This window comes from Aromatoleum evansii, assembly GCF_045689615.1.
Classification (GTDB): domain Bacteria; phylum Pseudomonadota; class Gammaproteobacteria; order Burkholderiales; family Rhodocyclaceae; genus Aromatoleum; species Aromatoleum evansii.
On record NZ_CP141259.1, the window covers coordinates 3,342,979 to 3,359,185 of the forward strand.

18 protein-coding genes are annotated in these 16,207 nt (G+C 67.5%); 8 read left to right on the plus strand and 10 right to left on the minus strand.

Going from position 1 to position 16,207, the window contains the following annotated elements:
• Nucleotides 1-23 precede the first annotated feature (23 nt).
• Nucleotides 24-203 carry a hypothetical protein gene (locus U5817_RS15665; protein WP_169125821.1) on the plus strand — a complete coding sequence of 60 codons (180 nt, stop codon included), beginning with the start codon at nt 24-26 and terminating at the stop codon, nt 201-203.
• Nucleotides 204-207: 4 nt separating this feature from the next.
• On the opposite strand, the gene pqqE is transcribed toward U5817_RS15665, so the two are convergent.
• The 5 genes from pqqE to pqqA are packed head-to-tail and all read right to left on the minus strand — an operon-like array spanning nt 208 to nt 3,473.
• A complete protein-coding gene (pqqE, locus tag U5817_RS15670; RefSeq protein WP_169125822.1) occupies nt 208-1,344 on the minus strand; it encodes a pyrroloquinoline quinone biosynthesis protein PqqE in 1,137 nt (378 codons plus the stop codon).
• Between the two features lie 14 nt (nt 1,345-1,358).
• On the minus strand, nt 1,359-1,625 hold the full coding sequence (gene pqqD, locus U5817_RS15675; protein ID WP_407277971.1) for a pyrroloquinoline quinone biosynthesis peptide chaperone PqqD: 267 nt from the start codon (nt 1,623-1,625) through the stop codon (nt 1,359-1,361).
• Nucleotides 1,622-2,401 (minus strand): pyrroloquinoline-quinone synthase PqqC, encoded by a 780-nt coding sequence (gene pqqC / locus U5817_RS15680; RefSeq protein ID WP_407277972.1) that lies wholly within the window; start codon nt 2,399-2,401, stop codon nt 1,622-1,624. Before pqqC ends, pqqD begins: the two co-directional genes overlap by 4 nt.
• A 24-nt stretch (nt 2,402-2,425) precedes the next feature.
• Nucleotides 2,426-3,340, minus strand: coding sequence for a pyrroloquinoline quinone biosynthesis protein PqqB (gene pqqB / locus U5817_RS15685; protein WP_407277973.1), 915 nt, complete (start codon nt 3,338-3,340; stop codon nt 2,426-2,428).
• A gap of 58 nt (nt 3,341-3,398) precedes the next feature.
• Complete coding sequence (gene pqqA / locus U5817_RS15690) at nt 3,399-3,473, minus strand: pyrroloquinoline quinone precursor peptide PqqA (protein WP_076601006.1); 75 nt, start codon at nt 3,471-3,473, stop codon at nt 3,399-3,401.
• Between the two features lie 209 nt (nt 3,474-3,682).
• Between pqqA and pip the strand changes: the two genes are divergently transcribed.
• Nucleotides 3,683-4,666 (plus strand): prolyl aminopeptidase, encoded by a 984-nt coding sequence (gene pip, locus U5817_RS15695; RefSeq protein WP_407277974.1) that lies wholly within the window; start codon nt 3,683-3,685, stop codon nt 4,664-4,666.
• Nucleotides 4,667-4,777: 111 nt separating this feature from the next.
• Nucleotides 4,778-5,305, plus strand: a complete 528-nt coding sequence (locus U5817_RS15700; protein ID WP_407277975.1) for a M48 family metallopeptidase — start codon at nt 4,778-4,780, stop codon at nt 5,303-5,305.
• Between the two features lie 6 nt (nt 5,306-5,311).
• Here the strand turns inward: U5817_RS15700 and dbpA are convergent, their stop codons facing one another.
• From dbpA to hydA, 4 genes are all read right to left on the minus strand, one after another.
• Nucleotides 5,312-6,769 carry an ATP-dependent RNA helicase DbpA gene (dbpA, locus tag U5817_RS15705; protein ID WP_407277976.1) on the minus strand — a complete coding sequence of 486 codons (1,458 nt, stop codon included), beginning with the start codon at nt 6,767-6,769 and terminating at the stop codon, nt 5,312-5,314.
• A gap of 14 nt (nt 6,770-6,783) precedes the next feature.
• Nucleotides 6,784-7,278 carry a hypothetical protein gene (locus U5817_RS15710; protein ID WP_407277977.1) on the minus strand — a complete coding sequence of 165 codons (495 nt, stop codon included), beginning with the start codon at nt 7,276-7,278 and terminating at the stop codon, nt 6,784-6,786.
• Between the two features lie 175 nt (nt 7,279-7,453).
• Nucleotides 7,454-8,632: an alpha-hydroxy acid oxidase gene (locus tag U5817_RS15715; RefSeq protein WP_407277978.1), complete on the minus strand. Its 1,179-nt coding sequence runs from the start codon at nt 8,630-8,632 to the stop codon at nt 7,454-7,456.
• A gap of 132 nt (nt 8,633-8,764) precedes the next feature.
• Nucleotides 8,765-10,204: a dihydropyrimidinase gene (hydA, locus tag U5817_RS15720; RefSeq protein ID WP_407277979.1), complete on the minus strand. Its 1,440-nt coding sequence runs from the start codon at nt 10,202-10,204 to the stop codon at nt 8,765-8,767.
• A gap of 320 nt (nt 10,205-10,524) precedes the next feature.
• On the opposite strand from hydA, the gene U5817_RS15725 reads away from it, so the two are divergent.
• Nucleotides 10,525-11,280 carry a GntR family transcriptional regulator gene (locus U5817_RS15725; protein ID WP_211166950.1) on the plus strand — a complete coding sequence of 252 codons (756 nt, stop codon included), beginning with the start codon at nt 10,525-10,527 and terminating at the stop codon, nt 11,278-11,280.
• Nucleotides 11,281-11,293: 13 nt separating this feature from the next.
• Here U5817_RS15725 and U5817_RS15730 read toward each other — a convergent pair whose 3' ends face one another.
• On the minus strand, nt 11,294-12,055 hold the full coding sequence (locus U5817_RS15730) for a GntR family transcriptional regulator (protein ID WP_407277980.1): 762 nt from the start codon (nt 12,053-12,055) through the stop codon (nt 11,294-11,296).
• A 323-nt stretch (nt 12,056-12,378) separates the two neighbouring features.
• On the opposite strand from U5817_RS15730, the gene U5817_RS15735 reads away from it, so the two are divergent.
• From U5817_RS15735 to U5817_RS15750, 4 genes are all read left to right on the plus strand, one after another.
• Nucleotides 12,379-13,689: an MFS transporter gene (locus U5817_RS15735; protein WP_407277981.1), complete on the plus strand. Its 1,311-nt coding sequence runs from the start codon at nt 12,379-12,381 to the stop codon at nt 13,687-13,689.
• Between the two features lie 83 nt (nt 13,690-13,772).
• On the plus strand, nt 13,773-14,501 hold the full coding sequence (locus tag U5817_RS15740; RefSeq protein ID WP_407277982.1) for an aspartate/glutamate racemase family protein: 729 nt from the start codon (nt 13,773-13,775) through the stop codon (nt 14,499-14,501).
• Between the two features lie 22 nt (nt 14,502-14,523).
• Complete coding sequence (locus U5817_RS15745; RefSeq protein ID WP_407277983.1) at nt 14,524-15,267, plus strand: aspartate/glutamate racemase family protein; 744 nt, start codon at nt 14,524-14,526, stop codon at nt 15,265-15,267.
• Nucleotides 15,268-15,312: 45 nt separating this feature from the next.
• A complete protein-coding gene (locus tag U5817_RS15750) occupies nt 15,313-16,161 on the plus strand; it encodes a fumarylacetoacetate hydrolase family protein (protein WP_407277984.1) in 849 nt (282 codons plus the stop codon).
• The last annotated feature ends 46 nt before the right edge of the window (nt 16,162-16,207 follow it).

Consider the following 16,207-nt stretch of genomic DNA (forward strand, 5'->3'; position numbering starts at 1 on the left):
GACCACTCACAAGGAGGTCAATCATGGCTCGCTTACTTACTGCAATCCTCGTTGCCACGCTGCTCGGCGGCTGTATCGTGCTCCCCGTCGGCCACGGCGGCTACCGCCACCATGACCATTCCTGGGGCGAACGCCATCATGACGGCGGCCACCGCTACTGGAGCGACCGCGACGGTTCCTGGCGCTATCGCGAACGCCGCTAAGCCTTTATCCCTCGCCCGCGGCAAGGCGGCGCGACGCGGCCGGATCCCGAAACACCAGCGGCATCGCCGTGCCCTCGCCCCGCTCGGCTCTCGCCAGCGCCTCCGTCACCAGGTGGTGGGCTGGCGACTTGTCGCACACGGGGTCGGCCGCCGCCGGGTCGCCCGCCAGCATCCAGGCCTGGCAGCGACAGCCGCCGAGGTCCTTTTCCTTCTCCGGGCAGGTGCGGCAGGGTTCCTTCATCCAGCCATCGCCGCGGTAGCGGTTGAAGCCTTCCGACTCGTACCAGATCTCGCGCACGCCCATCTCGCGCACGTTGGGAAAGGCGAGCCCGGGGAGCATCTTCGCCGTGTGGCACGGCAGCGCGGTGCCGTCGGGCGTCACCGTGAGGAAGACGTTGCCCCAGCCGTTCATGCACTTCTTCGGGCGGGTCTCGTAATAATCGGGCACGACGAAGAAGATGCGGATGCGATCGCCGTATTTCTCGCGGTATTCGTTGGTGATGCGCTCGGCACGTTCGAGTTGCTCGCGCGTCGGCAGCAGCTGATCGCGGTTGAGCAGCGCCCACGAGTAGTACTGGTTGTTCGCGAGTTCCAGGTATTCCGCGCCGAGCTCGACCGCCATCTCGATGATGCGGTCGATGTAGTCGATGTTCAGGCGATGGATCACGCAGTTCATCACCATCGGCCAGCCGTTGTCCTTGATCATCGCCGCGACGCGTTGCTTGAGATCGAAGGTGCGGGTGTGCGACAGGAAGTCGTTCAACTCGCGCGTCGAATCCTGGAACGAGAGCTGGATGTGGTCGAGGCCCGCGGCCTTCAGCGCCGCCGCACGTTCGGGCGTGAGGCCGACGCCGGAGGTCAGGAGATTGGTGTAGAAACCCAGTCGGTGCGCCTCGGCAACGAGCACTTCGAGGTCGTCACGCTGCATCGGCTCGCCGCCCGAGAAGCCGCACTGCACGCTGCCGGCGGCACGCGCCTCGCGCAGCACGCGCAGCCAGTCGTCGGTCGACAGCTCCGGCCCGCTCGTCGCGAAATCGACCGGGTTGTAGCAGAAGGCGCAGTGCAGCGGACAGCGGTAGGTCAGCTCCGCCAGCAGCCACAGCGGCGGGCCCGGCTGCGGCGCGGCATTCGGTCCGGACATCGCGAGTCCCTCCACTACGTTTCGATCCACTGCTGGGCGCGCGCCATCGCGAGGAAGTTCGCGACGTCGTCGGCGAGCCCGCTCGCGCCGAAGGCCTCTTCCAGCTCCGCGACGATCGCCGCCTCCGTGCGGCTGCCGTCGCAGCGGCGCAGGATCTCGCCCGCGCTCTGGTTGAGCTTCACCATCCCTTCAGGATAGAGCAGCACCCAGGCATTCTGTGCCTCTTCCCACTGCAGGCGGAAGCGGCGCGACACGCGCGGGCCGGCTTCGGCGGCGCTCATGCCTTCGGCCCGGTGATCTCGACCCTGCACTCGCTCAGCATGATCGCATCCGCCAGCGCCCACAGCACGTCGAGCTTGAACTGCAGGATCTCCAGCGCGCGCTCCTGCAGCGCACGGCTGCGGCTGAAGTAGTCGAGCGTGAAGCGCAGGCCGTGCGCGACATCGCGCCGCGCCTGCGTGAGGCGGTTGCGGAAGTACTGCAGCCCCTCGGTATCCACCCACGGATACATGTCGGGCCAGGTGTCGATGCGCTGCTGGTGGATGTGCGGCGCGAAGAGCTCGGTCAGGCTCGACGCGATCGCCTCCTGCCACGAACGCTGACGCGCGAAATTGACGTAGGCGTCGACCGCGAAGCGCGCCGCCGGCACGACGTGGCGCAAGGACGTGACGTCGTCGCGCGTGAGCCCCACGGCCTCGCCCAGGCGGATCCAGGCCTCGATGCCGCCCGGATCCTTGATACCGCCAATCTCGTAACCGTCATGATCGAGGATGCGCTGGATCCACTCGCGCCGGATCTCGCGGTCCGGGCAGTTCGACATGATCGCGGCGTCCTTCACCGGGATCGCGATCTGGTAGTAGAAACGGTTCGCGACCCAGCCCTGCAGCTGCGCGCGCGTGAGCTTCCCCTCGGCCATCATCACGTGGAAGGGATGATGGATGTGGTAGCTCGTGCTCTTGCCGCGCAGTCGGGCCTCGAACTCCTCGCGGCTCAGCGGCGGCTCGTTGGCCATGCCGGTACGGGCGGCGGCATCCTCGATCGCGACGTCGAAATCCATGCTTCTCTCTCCTTCCACAGACGCTCAGAACGACAGTTCCATGCCGTCCCAGGCGACCTCGATGCCGTGCGCCGCGAGCTGCGCGCGCTCCGCACTGTCCTCATCGAGGATCGGGTTCGTGTTGTTGATGTGGATCAGCACCTTGCGGGTACGCGCGGGCAGACGGTCGAGCCATTCGATCATCCCGCCCGGCCCCGACTGCGGCAGGTGCCCCATCGCGCGCGAGGTTTTCTGCGAGGCACCGAGGCGGATCATCTCGTCGTCGGTCCACAAGGTGCCGTCGACGAGCACGCAGTCGGCCATTTGCATCGCGGCCCACACGTGGGCCTCCATCTCGCCCAGCCCCGGCGCGTAGAACACCCGCCGCCCGCTCCTGGCATCGACGAGCGTCACGCCGATGTTGTCACCGGGCCGCGGACGGTCGCGATGCGGCGAATACGGCGGCGCGTTGCTCGTGAGCGGGAGCGCCTCGAAACCGATGCCAGGCACGCCATGCATCGCAAAGGCACCGAAAAGCGGCACCTCCCTCCAGTCGAGGCCGCAGTAATGCGACAGAACATTGAAGAGCGGATTGCCGGCCGAGAGGTCTTCCCGCACCGCGGCGGTGCACCACAGCTGGTGCGCGGCGCGGTGCTCGCGCAACATCAGCAGCCCTGTCGTGTGGTCGATCTGCGCATCGATCAGCACGATCGCGCGGATCGCCGTATCGCGCAGCGCACGCCCCGGCTGCAGCGCGGGGAACGCTCGGATCTGCTGCAGGACGTCGGGCGAGGCATTGAAGAGCACCCAGTTCTCGTCGTCGCCGCTCACCGCGATGGACGACTGCGTGCGTACACTGGCGCGCACGGTTCCGCGCCGCAGGCCGTCGCAATTGCGGCAGTTGCAGTTCCATTGCGGGAATCCGCCCCCTGCCGCCGAACCGAGCACCCTGATCTTCACGCTCTCACCTCCTCCTGCGACGGCACGAACCCGCATGCGCGGGCCATGCCGGGGACGCTCAGCGCGTCGCGATGTACATCGTGATTTCGAAGCCGAAGCGGAAATCGCAAGCCGAGGGGGTTTCCCATTTCATGATGTGTCTCCTGTGTCGTCGATTGTGGTTCGAGGAAGCGACCGCAGCCTTGTTGCCGGGTCGAAGCAGAGGATGCTCCACCTCCTCGCAGTCGCGAATCCAAAAAGTGGGGAATTTCACCTAGCGATTTTCATGAGACCCAAGGCAGCCCCCGGCGCGTCCCGGCCCGGGCGCATTCCAGGCTCGGGGAATGCGCTAGGATCCCGTGCATGCAAGCCATCAACCCGCCCTCCGGACCCGCAGCATCGCCGCCTTTCCCGCCCATCGAACCGTGGCAAAGCGGCTGCCTGCCGGTCGGTGACGGGCATTCGATCCACTTCGAGCAATGCGGCAATCCGCAGGGACTCCCCATGGTCGTGCTGCACGGCGGCCCCGGCAGCGGCTGCTCGCCGCGCATGCGACAGCTGTTCGATCCCGCGCGCTTCCGCATCGTGTTGTTCGACCAGCGCGGCTGCGGACGCAGCACCCCGCGCGGGGAATGCGCGCACAACACCACGGCCGATCTCGTCGCCGACATCGAGCGGCTGCGCGGGCATCTTGGCGTGGAGCGCTGGCTCGTGACGGGCGGCTCGTGGGGGGCAGCACTTGCCGTCGCCTATGCCGCGGCGCATCGGGAAGCCTGCCTCGGTGCGATCCTGCGCGGCATCTTCCTGACCGGCCCTGCGGATCTGGAATGGTTCTTCGTCGGTGCCGGTGCATTGTTCCCGCAAGTCTGGCAAGCACTCGATGCGGCCACCCCCGGGGATCGGCAGCTTCCCCTGACGGACCGCCTGTTCGATGCGGTGCAGGGAAACGATGCGATCGTCGCGGCCGAAGCGGTGCGACGCTGGATGCAGTGGGAGGCGACACTCGACAGCGGTTGCCCTGCCCCGCTGCCGGTGTTTCCGGACGCAGACGCGCAGGCGGCGCTGCTTGCGAAGTACCGGTTGCAGGCGCATTACCTGCGCCGCCACTGCTTCCTTGGCGAGCCGCACCTGCTGGAACTCGCGGCAAGGCTCGGCGGGCTTCCGGTCGAGATCCTTCACGGCGAGAAGGATCTCGTATGCCGGGTCGAGAATGCGCGGCGCCTGCAGCATGCCGTGCCAGGCAGTCGGCTGCGGATCGTCGCGGACGCGGGGCACAGTCCCTTCGCGCCGTCGATGCAGCAGGCGCTGACGGACAGCGCCGTACGGTTCCCTTCCACTCAAGGCTGAAGCAACGCGGCGAAAGGTCCGGCGGCAGCATGTTGCTCGTAAGCTTGCCGGAGAAGAAGGCGCGGGACCGCGTCACCGGTACAATCTCGCCTTCGCGACACCCGACAGCCCATGCGTCCCCGAACCGCCCCCGACTACCTCGCCGGCTACCCGCCCACCCTCGCCGCCCAGGTGCGCGACATGATCGCGCAGGATCGCCTCGCCGACCTGCTGGTGCGCAAGTACCCGCAGGCACACGAGGTGCGAACGGACAAGGCGCTGTACGACTACGTCCAGGACATCAAGACCGGCCATCTGCGCAACGCGGGACAACTCAGCAAGGTCGCCTTCGACAGCAAGCTGCACGTGATCCAGCACGCCCTCGGCACGCACACCCGCGTCTCGCGCGTGCAGGGCGGCAAGCTCAAGGCGAAATGCGAGATCCGCGTCGCGACCGTGTTCCGCGACATGCCGGAAGCCTTCCTGCGCATGATCGTCGTGCATGAGCTTGCGCACATCCGCGAGCGCGAGCACAACAAGGCCTTCTACCAGCTGTGCCGGCACATGGAGCCGGATTACCACCAGCTGGAGTTCGATGTGCGCGCCTACCTCTGCCACCTCGACGCCACCGGCCGACCGCTGTGGTCGGCCGCCGCCTGACACGCGTCAGTCGCCCAGCGCGCGCACCTTTACCGGCTTGCCCTTGAGCCGGCCCGCGGACAGGCGTCGCACGGCTTCGCGCGCGATGTCACGCACGACCGCGACGTAGGTCGTCTGGTCGGTCACGGTGATCTTGCCGACCTGCTCGCGCGTGAAGCCCGCCTCTCCGGTCAGCGCGCCGAGCACGTCGCCGGGGCGGATCTTGTCCTTGCGGCCGCCGAGGATCTGCAGCGTCACCATCGGCGGCACCAGCGGTGATTCGTCGCCGCCCTGCAGGGAACCCAGCCCATGCCACTCCGGCTCGATGCCCGTGACCTGCGCGATGGTGGCCACGCGGCGCTTGTCAGCCGGGCTGCACAGGGTCAGCGCCCAGCCGTCCTCGTCGGCACGACCGGTGCGGCCGATGCGGTGGATGTGGACTTCCGGATCCGGCGTAACGTCGACGTTGATCACCGCCTCGAGTTGCGCGATGTCAAGCCCGCGCGCGGCCACGTCGGTGGCCACGAGTACCGAACAGCTGCGATTGGCGAACTGGATCAGCATCTGGTCGCGCTCGCGCTGTTCGAGATCGCCATGCAGCGTCAGCGCATGGAAGCCCTGCTTGTGCAGGACCTCGACCAGGTCCCGGCACTGCTGCTTGGTGTTGCAGAACGCCAGCGTGCTGACCGGGCGGTAGTGCTTGAGCAAGGTGCCGACGGCCTGCAGTCGCTCGTCGTGCTTGATCTCGTAGAAGCGCTGGCGGATCTTGCTGCCCTCGTGCTGCTCGGCGAGCTTCACCTGCTGCGGGTTGCGCAGGAACTGCTGCGCGAGCCGCTCGATCCCCTCGGGATAGGTGGCGGAGAACAGCAGGGTCTGCCGCCGCACCGGGCACTGGCTGGCGACGAACGCGATGTCGTCGTAGAAGCCCATGTCCAGCATGCGATCGGCTTCGTCGAGCACCAGCGTGTTGAGCGCATCCAGCCTCAGGCTGCCGCGATCGAGGTGATCCATGATGCGCCCCGGCGTGCCGACGACGATGTGCGCACCGTGCTCCAGGCTCGCCCGCTGCGGGCGCATGGTGGTGCCGCCGCACAACGCCAGGATCTTGATGTTGTCGGCAGCGCGCGCGAGACGGCGGATCTCCTGCGTCACCTGGTCCGCCAGCTCGCGCGTCGGGCACAGCACCATCGCCTGCACCGCAAAGCGGCGCGGGTTCAGGTTGGTGAGCAGCGTCAACGCGAAGGCCGCGGTCTTGCCGCTGCCGGTCTTGGCCTGCGCGATGAGGTCGTGGCCGGCAAGCGCCAGCGGCAGGCTCGCGGCCTGGATCGGCGTCATCGTCCGGTATTCGAGCTGCTCCAGTGTCGCCAGCAGCGCCGGCGACAGCGGCAACTCGCCGAACGGCCGCCCTACTAGCGTCGGCCCCGGCGCGGCCGTGGTCGGGTCCGGGGCGGCCGCATCCGCCTGCGGCGGGGTCGATTCGCTCATGCTCACCTCGCGCCTCAGCCCTTGCGCCGACGCGCGGCGCCGGCCGGCTTGCGCCAGTGCCCTGCGCGCTTCCTCTCGGTTTCGGCGATCTTGGGCTTGGGCATCAGCAGGTTCTTGCCCGCCCCCTGCCCCGAGGCGCGATGCGCCAGGATTGCGGCGTTCAGTTGCTCGGCCGTCGGCACGGCCACGGCGGCCGGCTCGCCCTGCGCGACATGCGCACCGAGCCGCTGCCTGATTTCGAAGATACGCTCGGCCGTATCGGCCTTCTTCGGCAAGCCGGTGACGATCGCCTGCGAGGCCGCGCTCAGCGTGAAGCGTCCCCCCTCCGCGCAGACGAGGCCGTTCGTCGCCAGGCGTTCGAAAGACTCGGCCAGCTTCGCCTCGGACGGAATCGCCCCCTGCAGCAGATCGACTGCGGCGATGGCTTCGACAAGCTCGGCGGGGCGCCGCTTCGAAGCGAGCGCCAGGGCAAGCAACAGGAGTGCGTCAATATCGTGAAGCGGGTGCATCGAATACCTTTGGGAAGCGGCGGGGAAATGAATCGGCGAGGAGCGCAGCGTACAACGGCCGCGATGCGGAAGAGCGCGGCAGACGCCAGAGACCTTCGGCAAGGGCGAGAGTGTAAGCGTTCGGAGCGCGCACGGCGCCAATAAGTTGCGAGCGCCGCAAGCGCCCCCTACCGCCTCAGCGCGGGGGAAAACGCACGCTGTCCGGCCCGATCCGTGTCATCTCCGGGCAGCCCAGCAGCGCCAACGTTCGATCCATCTCCGAACGCAGGATCTCCAGCGCCCGCGCCACGCCCGGCCTGCCCGCCGCCGCGAGGCCGTACAGCGTCGCCCGTCCCGACATCGCCGCATCCGCCCCCAGTGCGCGCGCCTTGACGAAATCGCTGCCGCGCCGCAGGCCGCTGTCGATGACCAGCGTCATCTCCGGCCCCACCGCCTCGCGGATCTCGGGCAGCACCTCGATCGGTGCAACGCAGGTGTCGAGCTGGCGGCCGCCGTGATTGGTGACGACGAGGCCGTCCACGCCCAGCTGCTTTGCGCGCAGCGCGTCGTCCGGGCGCAGGATGCCCTTCACGAGCAGCTTGCGCGGCCACAGCTCGCGCAGCCACGCCACATCGTCCCAGTTCAGCGACGGGTCCATCTGGCTCGACAGGAAGGTCGCCGCGTTGCGCGCGCTGTCCTGCCCCGGCGGCAGGAAATCGCCCAGGTTTCGGAAGCGCGGCATGCCGTGCGGGATCAGCACGTCGAAGAGCCAGCGCCAGCGCGTCGCGACATCGACCAGGTTGTCGACGTTGAGCTTCATCGGCGCGCGGTAGTTGCGCCGGTCCCACTCGCGATTGCCGAAGGCCGCGACGTCGGTCGTCAGCACGATCGCCTCGGAGCCCGCAACTTCGGCGCGTTTCACGACCCCGGCAAGGTTCTCCCGATCCTTGAACGGATAGATCTGCATCCAGTGGCGCACCCCGGACTCGACGATGCGCTCCAGCGACACCGTCGACACCATGCTCTGGCACATCGGGATGCCGGCATCGCGCGCCGCCTCGGCGAGCATCAGGTCCCCCTCGTGCGACAGCAGGCCGTTGAAGCCGGTCGGCGCGATGATCGCCGGCATCGCGATGCGGCTGCCGAACAGTTCGCAGCCGAGGTCGCGCTCCGACACGTCGACCAGCGTGCGCGGCTGGAAGGTCACCGCGTCGAAGCTCGCGCGGTTCTGGCGCAGCGTCACTTCGTCATCCGCGCCGCCGTCGAGGTATTCGAAACAGAAATTGGGGATGCGCGCCGCGGCCATCGCGCGCAGTTCGACGATATTCTGGGCGCGACGCGGATCGCCGCCCCGGTAGAGTTTGCGCATCGGCATCGCGCCCGTTCCCAAAGCAAAAAAGTCCGCCCCACGATACCGGAGGCGGACTTTGCTTGCCAGTCGTCCATCATGATACGGAACGCTCCACGCGCGGCACGCGACGATGAATCGCGCGCGCCGGGCTGCAGCTCACCCTTCCCGCACCAGCCTGCGCTCGCTCTTCGGCCGCGCCGGCAGCGGCTTCGAGCATTCGAGGAAGCGTCCACGTCCCTTCTGCGCCTGCGCCCTGCCCCCCACCCACACGACCTCGCCGCGCGAGATCGTCACGCCCGGCCAAGCCCTCAGATGCATGCCCTCGTAGGGCGTGTAATCGACGTTGTGGTGCAGCATCTCGTTGCGGACCGTCACATCGACATCGGTGTCCCAGATCACGATATCCGCATCGCAGCCCACCGCGATACTGCCCTTGCGCGGATACAGGCCATACAGGCGCGCGACGTTGGTCGAGGTCAGCGCGACGAAGCTCTGCGGATCGATGCGCCCCGTGAGCACGCCCTCCGAGAACAGCAGCGCCATGCGCGTCTCCAGCCCCGGGATGCCGTTCGGGATCTGGTCGAAGGACGCATCCTCGCCCGCCGCCTTCTTGCCCTGCGGATCGTCGAAGCGGAAGGGCGCGTGGTCCGACGAGAAGACCTGGAACACGCCGTTCTCCAGCCCGTCCCACACCACCTTCTGGTTGGCCTTGTCGCGCGGCGGCGGGCTGCACACGCACTTCGCGCCGTGCAGGTCGTCGCCCTCGAGGTGCTCGCTGGTCAGGAACAGGTACTGCGGGCAGGTCTCGCCGTACACCTGCAGGCCGCGTCCCTGCGCCCAGCGGATCTGCTCGACCGCCTCGCGGCCGGACACGTGCACGATCAGCACCGGCACGTCGACAAGCTCGGACAGCGAGATCGCCCGATGTGTCGCCTCGCGCTCGACCAGCATCGGCCGCGATGCCGCGTGAAAGCGCGGCGCGGTGTGGCCGGCCGCGAGGAGCTGCTCGGTGAGCCACGCGATGCAGTCGGTATTCTCGGCGTGGATCATCACCATCGCCCCCTCGCGCCGCGCCACCGCGAGCGTCTCGAGGATCTGGCGGTCGTTGAGCTTGAGGTCGTCGTAGGTCATGTAGATCTTGAACGACGTGTAGCCTTCCTTGATCAGCTCCGGCAGTTCGCGCTGCAACACGTCGGGGGTGGGGTCGCTGACGATCAGGTGGAAGGCGTAGTCGATCACCGCCTTGTCCCCTGCGCGCGCGTGGTAGTCATCCACCGCCGCACGCAGCGACTGGCCCTTGAACTGGCACGCGAAGGGCAGCACCGTCGTCGTGCCGCCGCAGGCCGCCGAGAGCGTGCCGCTGTAGAAGTCGTCCGCCATCTTCGTGCCGTCGCTCATCGGCTGGTCGAGGTGGCAGTGCCCGTCGATGCCACCCGGCATCACGTAGCGTCCGGCCGCGTCGATTTCCTCGCGACCGGCGGGCAGATTCCTGCCCAGCGCGGCGATCACACCGTCGCGTACACCGATGTCGCAATCGAACTCATCCGCCGCCGTCACGACGTGGGCGTTGCGCACCACCAGGTCGAAACTGTCCATTGTTGTCTCCATATTTATCGGGGTCTGGCCGGCGAATGCGATCTCCACTGTTGGGAACGACACGCCTGTCCAATATAAATCTATATTTTGTCGACAATCTATCGATGTTTTATTAGACATGCAAGCAAAACTCATCGACCACGACCGACCCAGACAAGGCAGATCGGACTTGCGCACAAGGAAGCCAGTAGCTCGAACGTCGACTCAATAGCTTCGAAATGCAGACAGGCCGTGGGCTTTTCTTGCCGCTCCATCCGCGCGAATCGTAGAATTCGAGCTTCGGCCCGGCTTTGCGGGCCCCTCAGGCGCAGGACGACAGGATGGAAAAAAAGACGGTCAAACAGCGCGGCAGCCGCGCATCGTCGCCCGCCCCCTTGCACGATGAACGGCCGGCGAACGAGGGCGAAGGCGGTGCGTCGGACCAGGAGATCTACGAGCGCATCATCACGTCGATCATGGAGCACCGCCTGCCGCCGGGCACCAAGCTCGGCGAGGACAAGCTCGCGAAGATCTTCGGCGCGAGCCGCGCACGCGTGCGCCAGGTGCTCGCGCGCCTCGCGCTGGAGCGCGTGGTCGTGCTGCACCCGAACCGCGGGGCCTTCGTCGCCGAGCCCACCGTGGAGGAAGCGCGCGAGGTCTTCGAAGTCCGTCGCCCGCTCGAAGCGCTGGTCGTACACCGCATCGTCGCGAAGAAGGACCCGGCGATCGTCGCCCGCCTGCGCGCCCACGTCGCAGCCGAGGAAGCCGCCCGCGCCGCGCGCGACCGCCGCGCCATCATCCGCCTCTCGGGCGAATACCACGTGCTGCTCGCGGAGCTCTCCGGCAGCACCCTGGCCGCGCGCCTGATGCATGAACTGGCGTCCCTCACCTGCCTCATCATCTTCCTCTACGACGCCCCTTCCGTGCCCGCCTGCCGCGACCAGGAGCATTCCGAGATCACGCAGGCGCTCGCCGACGGCGACGAGGCCGCCGCGATCCGCCTGATGACCGAGCATCTCGAGCACGTCGAGGCCTGCCTCGACCTTTCGCGCGGCCGCCCCGAGGAACTCGACCTGGAAGCCGCGCTGGCCGGCTGAGTTCGCTTCCCCGTCAGGAGAAGATCCGCTCCAGGTCGTCGTCCTCCTGCGCGGCGAGACTGATGTCGAGCGACTGCTCGACGTGGTCGAGGTGATGCAGCATCAGCGCGGCGGCGGTTTCCCCGTCGCGCTTCGCAAAGGCTTCCACCAGGCGCCGATGCTCGTCTTCCGGACACGCCCGCCCCACGGGCGAGTCGTACAGGATGATGATCAGGCAGGTCAGCAGCGTCAGCTCGCGCATCTGCCGCGCGAGGATCGCGTTGCCGGCCATCTCCGCGATCTCCAGGTGGAATTCGCCCGACAGCCGAATCACCAGCTGGCGATCGCGCTGCGCGCGCGCCTTCTCCTCGGCAAGGACCAGCTCGCGCAGCCGCGCCAGCTGCACGGGCGTCGCCGACAAGGCCAGCTTGCGCGCCAGCGCCGGCTCGATCAGCCGCCGCGCCTCGAACACCTCGCGCGCCTCCTCCACCGTGGGCTCGGCGACGAAGGCGCCGCGGTTCGGCACCAGTGTCACGACCATCTCGTGCGACAGGCGCGCCAGCACCTGCCGGATCATCGCCCGGCTCGCGCCGAACACCGCCGCCAACCGCTCCTCGACGAGCTTGCGGCCCGGCGCGAGGCGATGCTCGATGATCGCCGCAAGGATGCGGCGATAGATCGCCTCCGCGTCCGCACCCGCTGCTGCCTTCGACCGGCGCTCCTGCCCGAGACGCACCACCTTCGCGTCGCGGACGTCCTGCGGGCGCTCTCGCGCGCCCGAACCATTCTGAACCATCTGTCGAGCCCCCATTCCGCCCTCTCATCGGGCGCAAATTCATTGTTAGCGAACTATAAACTTTTTTGTCGACAATTCGTTGACTTCATGTTGGCAGCAGCCCTATAGTTCATCGCACGACGGTAACGAGTCATTCCCGAACGGCGATCTATCCGGTCGACACTTCGGGCCTGAACCGGCAACCAGAAAAAGAAATGGTGCGAGGCCGCGATCCGGCACTCGCTCCCCGTAGGCGGCATCAAGCCCTTTGGAGGCGCCGGCACGGTCACATGGTCGTGGCGGGATAGCCAAAACTCATCCAAGCTGTGGAAAGGAGACACCACATGAAAGCTGAAATCGCCCTCGACCGGGCGGCAGCCGTACCGGAAACGCAGACGAAGGTCCGCTGGCGGATCTTCCTGATGATGCTGTTCCTCATCTCGATCAACTACATCGACCGGGCCTCGCTGTCGGTCGCGATGCCGATGATCGCCGCGGAATTCGACATCGGGCCCGCGACGCAGGGCCTGCTGCTGAGCTCCTTCTTCTGGACCTACGCCTTCATGCAGATCCCGGGCGGCATGCTCGCGGACAAGTACGGCCCGCGCCACGTCATTGCGGGCGCCACCCTCGGCTGGGGCTTCTTCCAGGCGATCGCGGGGGTCTGTACCGGCTGGGTCAGCCTGCTGATCACGCGCCTGGGCCTCGGCGCCGCCGAAGCGCCGATCTACCCTGCGGGCGGCAAGCTCAACGCCATCTGGATGACGCAGAACGAACGCGGTCGCGGCGCGACCCTGCTCGACGGCGGCGCCCCGCTGGGCGCGGCGCTCGGCGCGATCCTGATCTCGGGCCTGATCGCCGTGATGGGATCGTGGCGCGCAGCCTTCGTGATCGCCGGCGTCGGCACCGTGATCGCCGGTTTTTGGGCCTGGTCCTACATCCGCAACCATCCGCGCGAGCATCCGGGGGTCAATGACGCCGAGGCCGACTACATCGAGGAAGCGCACGCGAAGGAACTCGCGGCATCGCCGAAGGTGACCAGCGGCAAGATCATGGAATTCTTCCGCTACCGCTCGGTGTGGGGCATGTTCTTCGGCTGGATGTGCTTCAACGCGCTGTTCTACGGCCTGCTGACCTGGATGCCCAACTACCTGTCCAAGCAGCACGGCTTCGACATCAAGCAGATGGGCGGCGCGGTGTTCATCATGTTCTTCGCCGGCTTCGTCGGCGAGCTGATCGGCGGCTGGATCGCCGACACGTGGAAGGAAAAGGGTGCCTCGCAGGGCAAGGTGCTGCGCACGCTGTTCGGGATCGCCTCGATCATCGCCACCGTGTCGATCTACAGCGTCGCGAAGATCACCGATCCCGTCACCGTCGTCGTGATGCTCTCGGTCACGCTGTTCTTCCTGCGCTGGTGCGGCCTGTTCTGGTGCGTCCCGTCCATCCTCGGCACGCGCAACCGCGTCGGCTTCCTCGGCGGCGTGATGAACCTGGGCGGCAACTGCGCGGGCATCGGCGTACCCATCCTCGTCGGCCTGATCGTCCAGGCGACCGGCTCGTACTACATGGCGCTGATGCTGTTCGCCGCCGCCGGTGCCGGCCTGTTCATCTGCTCGACGATGCTAATCGACTACGACAAGAAGATTCCGGTCTGATCTCCCCCGGGGTGCCGCGGTGATTGCCCGCCGCGGCGCCCCACCCTTCCCTGCCCCCCGACCGGACGCCAACGAGGATTCCCATGAGCAAACGCATCCGCCTGGGCGTGCTGACGCCCTCCTCCAACACCTCCCTCGAACCGCTGACCAGCGCCATCGTCACCGAAGTGCCCGGCGTGTCGGCCCACTTCTCGCGCTTCACCGTCACCGAGATCTCGCTCAAGGACCAGGCCCTCGGCCAGTTCGACGACACGAAGATCCTTGAAGCGGCGAAGCTGCTCGCCGACGCCCATGTCGACTCGATCGGCTGGAGCGGCACATCCTCCGGCTGGCTCGGTTTCGAGCGCGACGTGCAGCTGTGCCGCCGCATCACCGAAGTCACCGGCATCCCCGCGACGACCTCGGTGCTCGCGCTGAACGAGATCCTCGCCAAGACCGGCACGAAGAAGCTCGGCCTCGCGACCCCCTACGTGCCCGATGTGCAGGCGCGCATCGTCGCCAACTACGCGACGCTCGGCATCGAGGTGCCGTCCGAGCAGCACCTCGGCATCAGCGTCAATTTCGACTTCGCCGAAGTCGCCGAGGACACGCTGCGCACGATGGTGCGCGAAGTCGCCAAATCCCGCCCCGAAGCGATCACGACCTTCTGCACCAACCTGCGCGCCGCCCAGCTCGCCGACGAGCTCGAAGCCGAAACCGGCATCCCGCTCTACGACACGGTCTCGACCGTCGTGTGGAAGCAGTTGCGCATGGCCGGCATCGACACGCGCACGATCAAGGGCTGGGGTCGCCTGTTCCGCGAAGTGGCCTAAAGTGAAATCGGATGAATCGAAAATGAAAATCCTGCTGCTGAATCCCAACACCTCGCAGAGCGTCACCGACCGCATCGCCAACGCGGCGAAGGGGGTGGCCGGCGCGCGCACCGAACTCGTCACCGCGACCGCTCCGCGCGGCGTGCCCTACATCGCGACCCGCGCCGAAGCCGTGATCGGCGGCGCCGTCGCGCTCGAGATGCTGGCCGAGATGCACACCGGCGTCGACGCGGCGGTGATCGCCGCCTTCGGCGACCCCGGCCTCGGCGGCGCACGCGAACTCTTCCCGATCCCGGTGATCGGACTGGCCGAAGCGGGCATGCTGACCGCGTGCATGCTGGGCAAGCGCTTCGCGATCGTGACCTTCTCGCAGTCGCTGGAACCCTGGTATCACGAATGCGTTGCGTGGCACGGCCTGCGCGAACGCTGCGCCGGCGTGCGCGCACTGGGCGGCAGTTTCCGCTCGATCTCGGACGTACAGGACGAGAAGGAAGCGCTGCTGGTCGAACTCGCGCAGCAGGCGGTGAACGAGGACGGCGCCGACGTGGTCGTGCTCGCCGGTGCGCCGCTCGCGGGGCTCGCCCGCCGCGTGCGCGACCGCATCCCGGTGCCGGTCGTCGACTGCGTCGAGGCTGCGGTCAAGCAGGCGGAAACGCTGGTCGCGCTGAATCCGCGCAAGGCCGTGCAAGGCACCTTCGCACGCCCCGGAGCCAAGCCCTGCATCGGCATCGCCGAGCCCCTCGCACGCTGGATCAACCATGAGTGAGGCCCGCCGCGCGGACGCGCGCAGCCTCCTCGCCCTTCAAGGAGAATGGCTGTGAAACTCGTTCGCTTCGGAGCTCCCGGCACGGAGCTCCCCGGTCTGATCGACGGCGAAGGCAGGATCCGCGACCTGTCGGGCGTGCTGCCCGACATCAACGGCGCGGCCCTGTCGCCGTCCAGCCTCGCGCGGCTGCGCGGACTCGATCCGCAGACCCTGCCCGTGGTGCCTGCGGGCACCCGCCTCGGTGCGCCGCTCGCGGGCATCGGCAAGATCGTCTGCATCGGGCTGAACTATGCCGACCATGCGCGCGAAGCCAACCTGCCGATCCCGCAGGAACCGATCATGTTCATGAAGGCGCAGACCGCGATCTGCGGCCCGAACGACGCGATCGTCCTGCCACCCGGCTCGGAGAAGACCGACTGGGAACTCGAACTGGTGATCGCGATCGGCACGACGGCGCGACGCGTGGCGGTCGGCGACGCTCTCGGCCACGTCGCCGGCTACCTGGCCGGGCTGGACATGTCCGAGCGCTATTGGCAGCTCGAGCGCGGCGGGCAATGGACCAAGGGCAAGAGCTTCGACACCTTCGCACCCATCGGCCCGTGGCTCGCAACCGCCGACGAGCTCCGCAGCCCCGGCGAGCTGGTGATGCAACTCACGGTCAACGGCGAGCGCATGCAGGACAGCCATTCCGCCAACATGATCTTCAGCCCCGCGCAGATCATCAGCTACGTCAGCGGCGTGATGACGCTGGAGCCGGGCGACCTCATCTTCACCGGCACCCCCGCTGGTGTCGGCATGGGCATGACGCCGCCGCGCTACCTGCGTGCGGGCGATCGCGTCGACGCGTCGATAGCAGGGCTGGGCGACCAGCAGCACGCAGTCGTCGCCGACTGAGCGTACCGAGCATCAATCGCCACGCCGTCAGCGCGGCGGCGATTTT

What these genes read in the sequence shown, in the direction of transcription:
- U5817_RS15665 (WP_169125821.1), top strand. Translation starts at nt 24, where the DNA reads ATGGCTCGCTTACTTACTGCAATCCTCGTTGCCACGCTGCTCGGCGGC.
- pqqE (WP_169125822.1), bottom strand. Translation starts at nt 1,344, where the DNA reads ATGTCCGGACCGAATGCCGCGCCGCAGCCGGGCCCGCCGCTGTGGCTG.
- pqqD (WP_407277971.1), bottom strand. Translation starts at nt 1,625, where the DNA reads ATGAGCGCCGCCGAAGCCGGCCCGCGCGTGTCGCGCCGCTTCCGCCTG.
- pqqC (WP_407277972.1), bottom strand. Translation starts at nt 2,401, where the DNA reads ATGGATTTCGACGTCGCGATCGAGGATGCCGCCGCCCGTACCGGCATG.
- pip (WP_407277974.1), top strand. Translation starts at nt 3,683, where the DNA reads ATGCAAGCCATCAACCCGCCCTCCGGACCCGCAGCATCGCCGCCTTTC.
- U5817_RS15700 (WP_407277975.1), top strand. Translation starts at nt 4,778, where the DNA reads ATGCGTCCCCGAACCGCCCCCGACTACCTCGCCGGCTACCCGCCCACC.
- dbpA (WP_407277976.1), bottom strand. Translation starts at nt 6,769, where the DNA reads ATGAGCGAATCGACCCCGCCGCAGGCGGATGCGGCCGCCCCGGACCCG.
- U5817_RS15710 (WP_407277977.1), bottom strand. Translation starts at nt 7,278, where the DNA reads ATGCACCCGCTTCACGATATTGACGCACTCCTGTTGCTTGCCCTGGCG.
- U5817_RS15715 (WP_407277978.1), bottom strand. Translation starts at nt 8,632, where the DNA reads ATGCCGATGCGCAAACTCTACCGGGGCGGCGATCCGCGTCGCGCCCAG.
- hydA (WP_407277979.1), bottom strand. Translation starts at nt 10,204, where the DNA reads ATGGACAGTTTCGACCTGGTGGTGCGCAACGCCCACGTCGTGACGGCG.
- U5817_RS15725 (WP_211166950.1), top strand. Translation starts at nt 10,525, where the DNA reads ATGGAAAAAAAGACGGTCAAACAGCGCGGCAGCCGCGCATCGTCGCCC.
- U5817_RS15730 (WP_407277980.1), bottom strand. Translation starts at nt 12,055, where the DNA reads ATGGTTCAGAATGGTTCGGGCGCGCGAGAGCGCCCGCAGGACGTCCGC.
- U5817_RS15735 (WP_407277981.1), top strand. Translation starts at nt 12,379, where the DNA reads ATGAAAGCTGAAATCGCCCTCGACCGGGCGGCAGCCGTACCGGAAACG.
- U5817_RS15740 (WP_407277982.1), top strand. Translation starts at nt 13,773, where the DNA reads ATGAGCAAACGCATCCGCCTGGGCGTGCTGACGCCCTCCTCCAACACC.
- U5817_RS15745 (WP_407277983.1), top strand. Translation starts at nt 14,524, where the DNA reads ATGAAAATCCTGCTGCTGAATCCCAACACCTCGCAGAGCGTCACCGAC.
- U5817_RS15750 (WP_407277984.1), top strand. Translation starts at nt 15,313, where the DNA reads ATGGCTGTGAAACTCGTTCGCTTCGGAGCTCCCGGCACGGAGCTCCCC.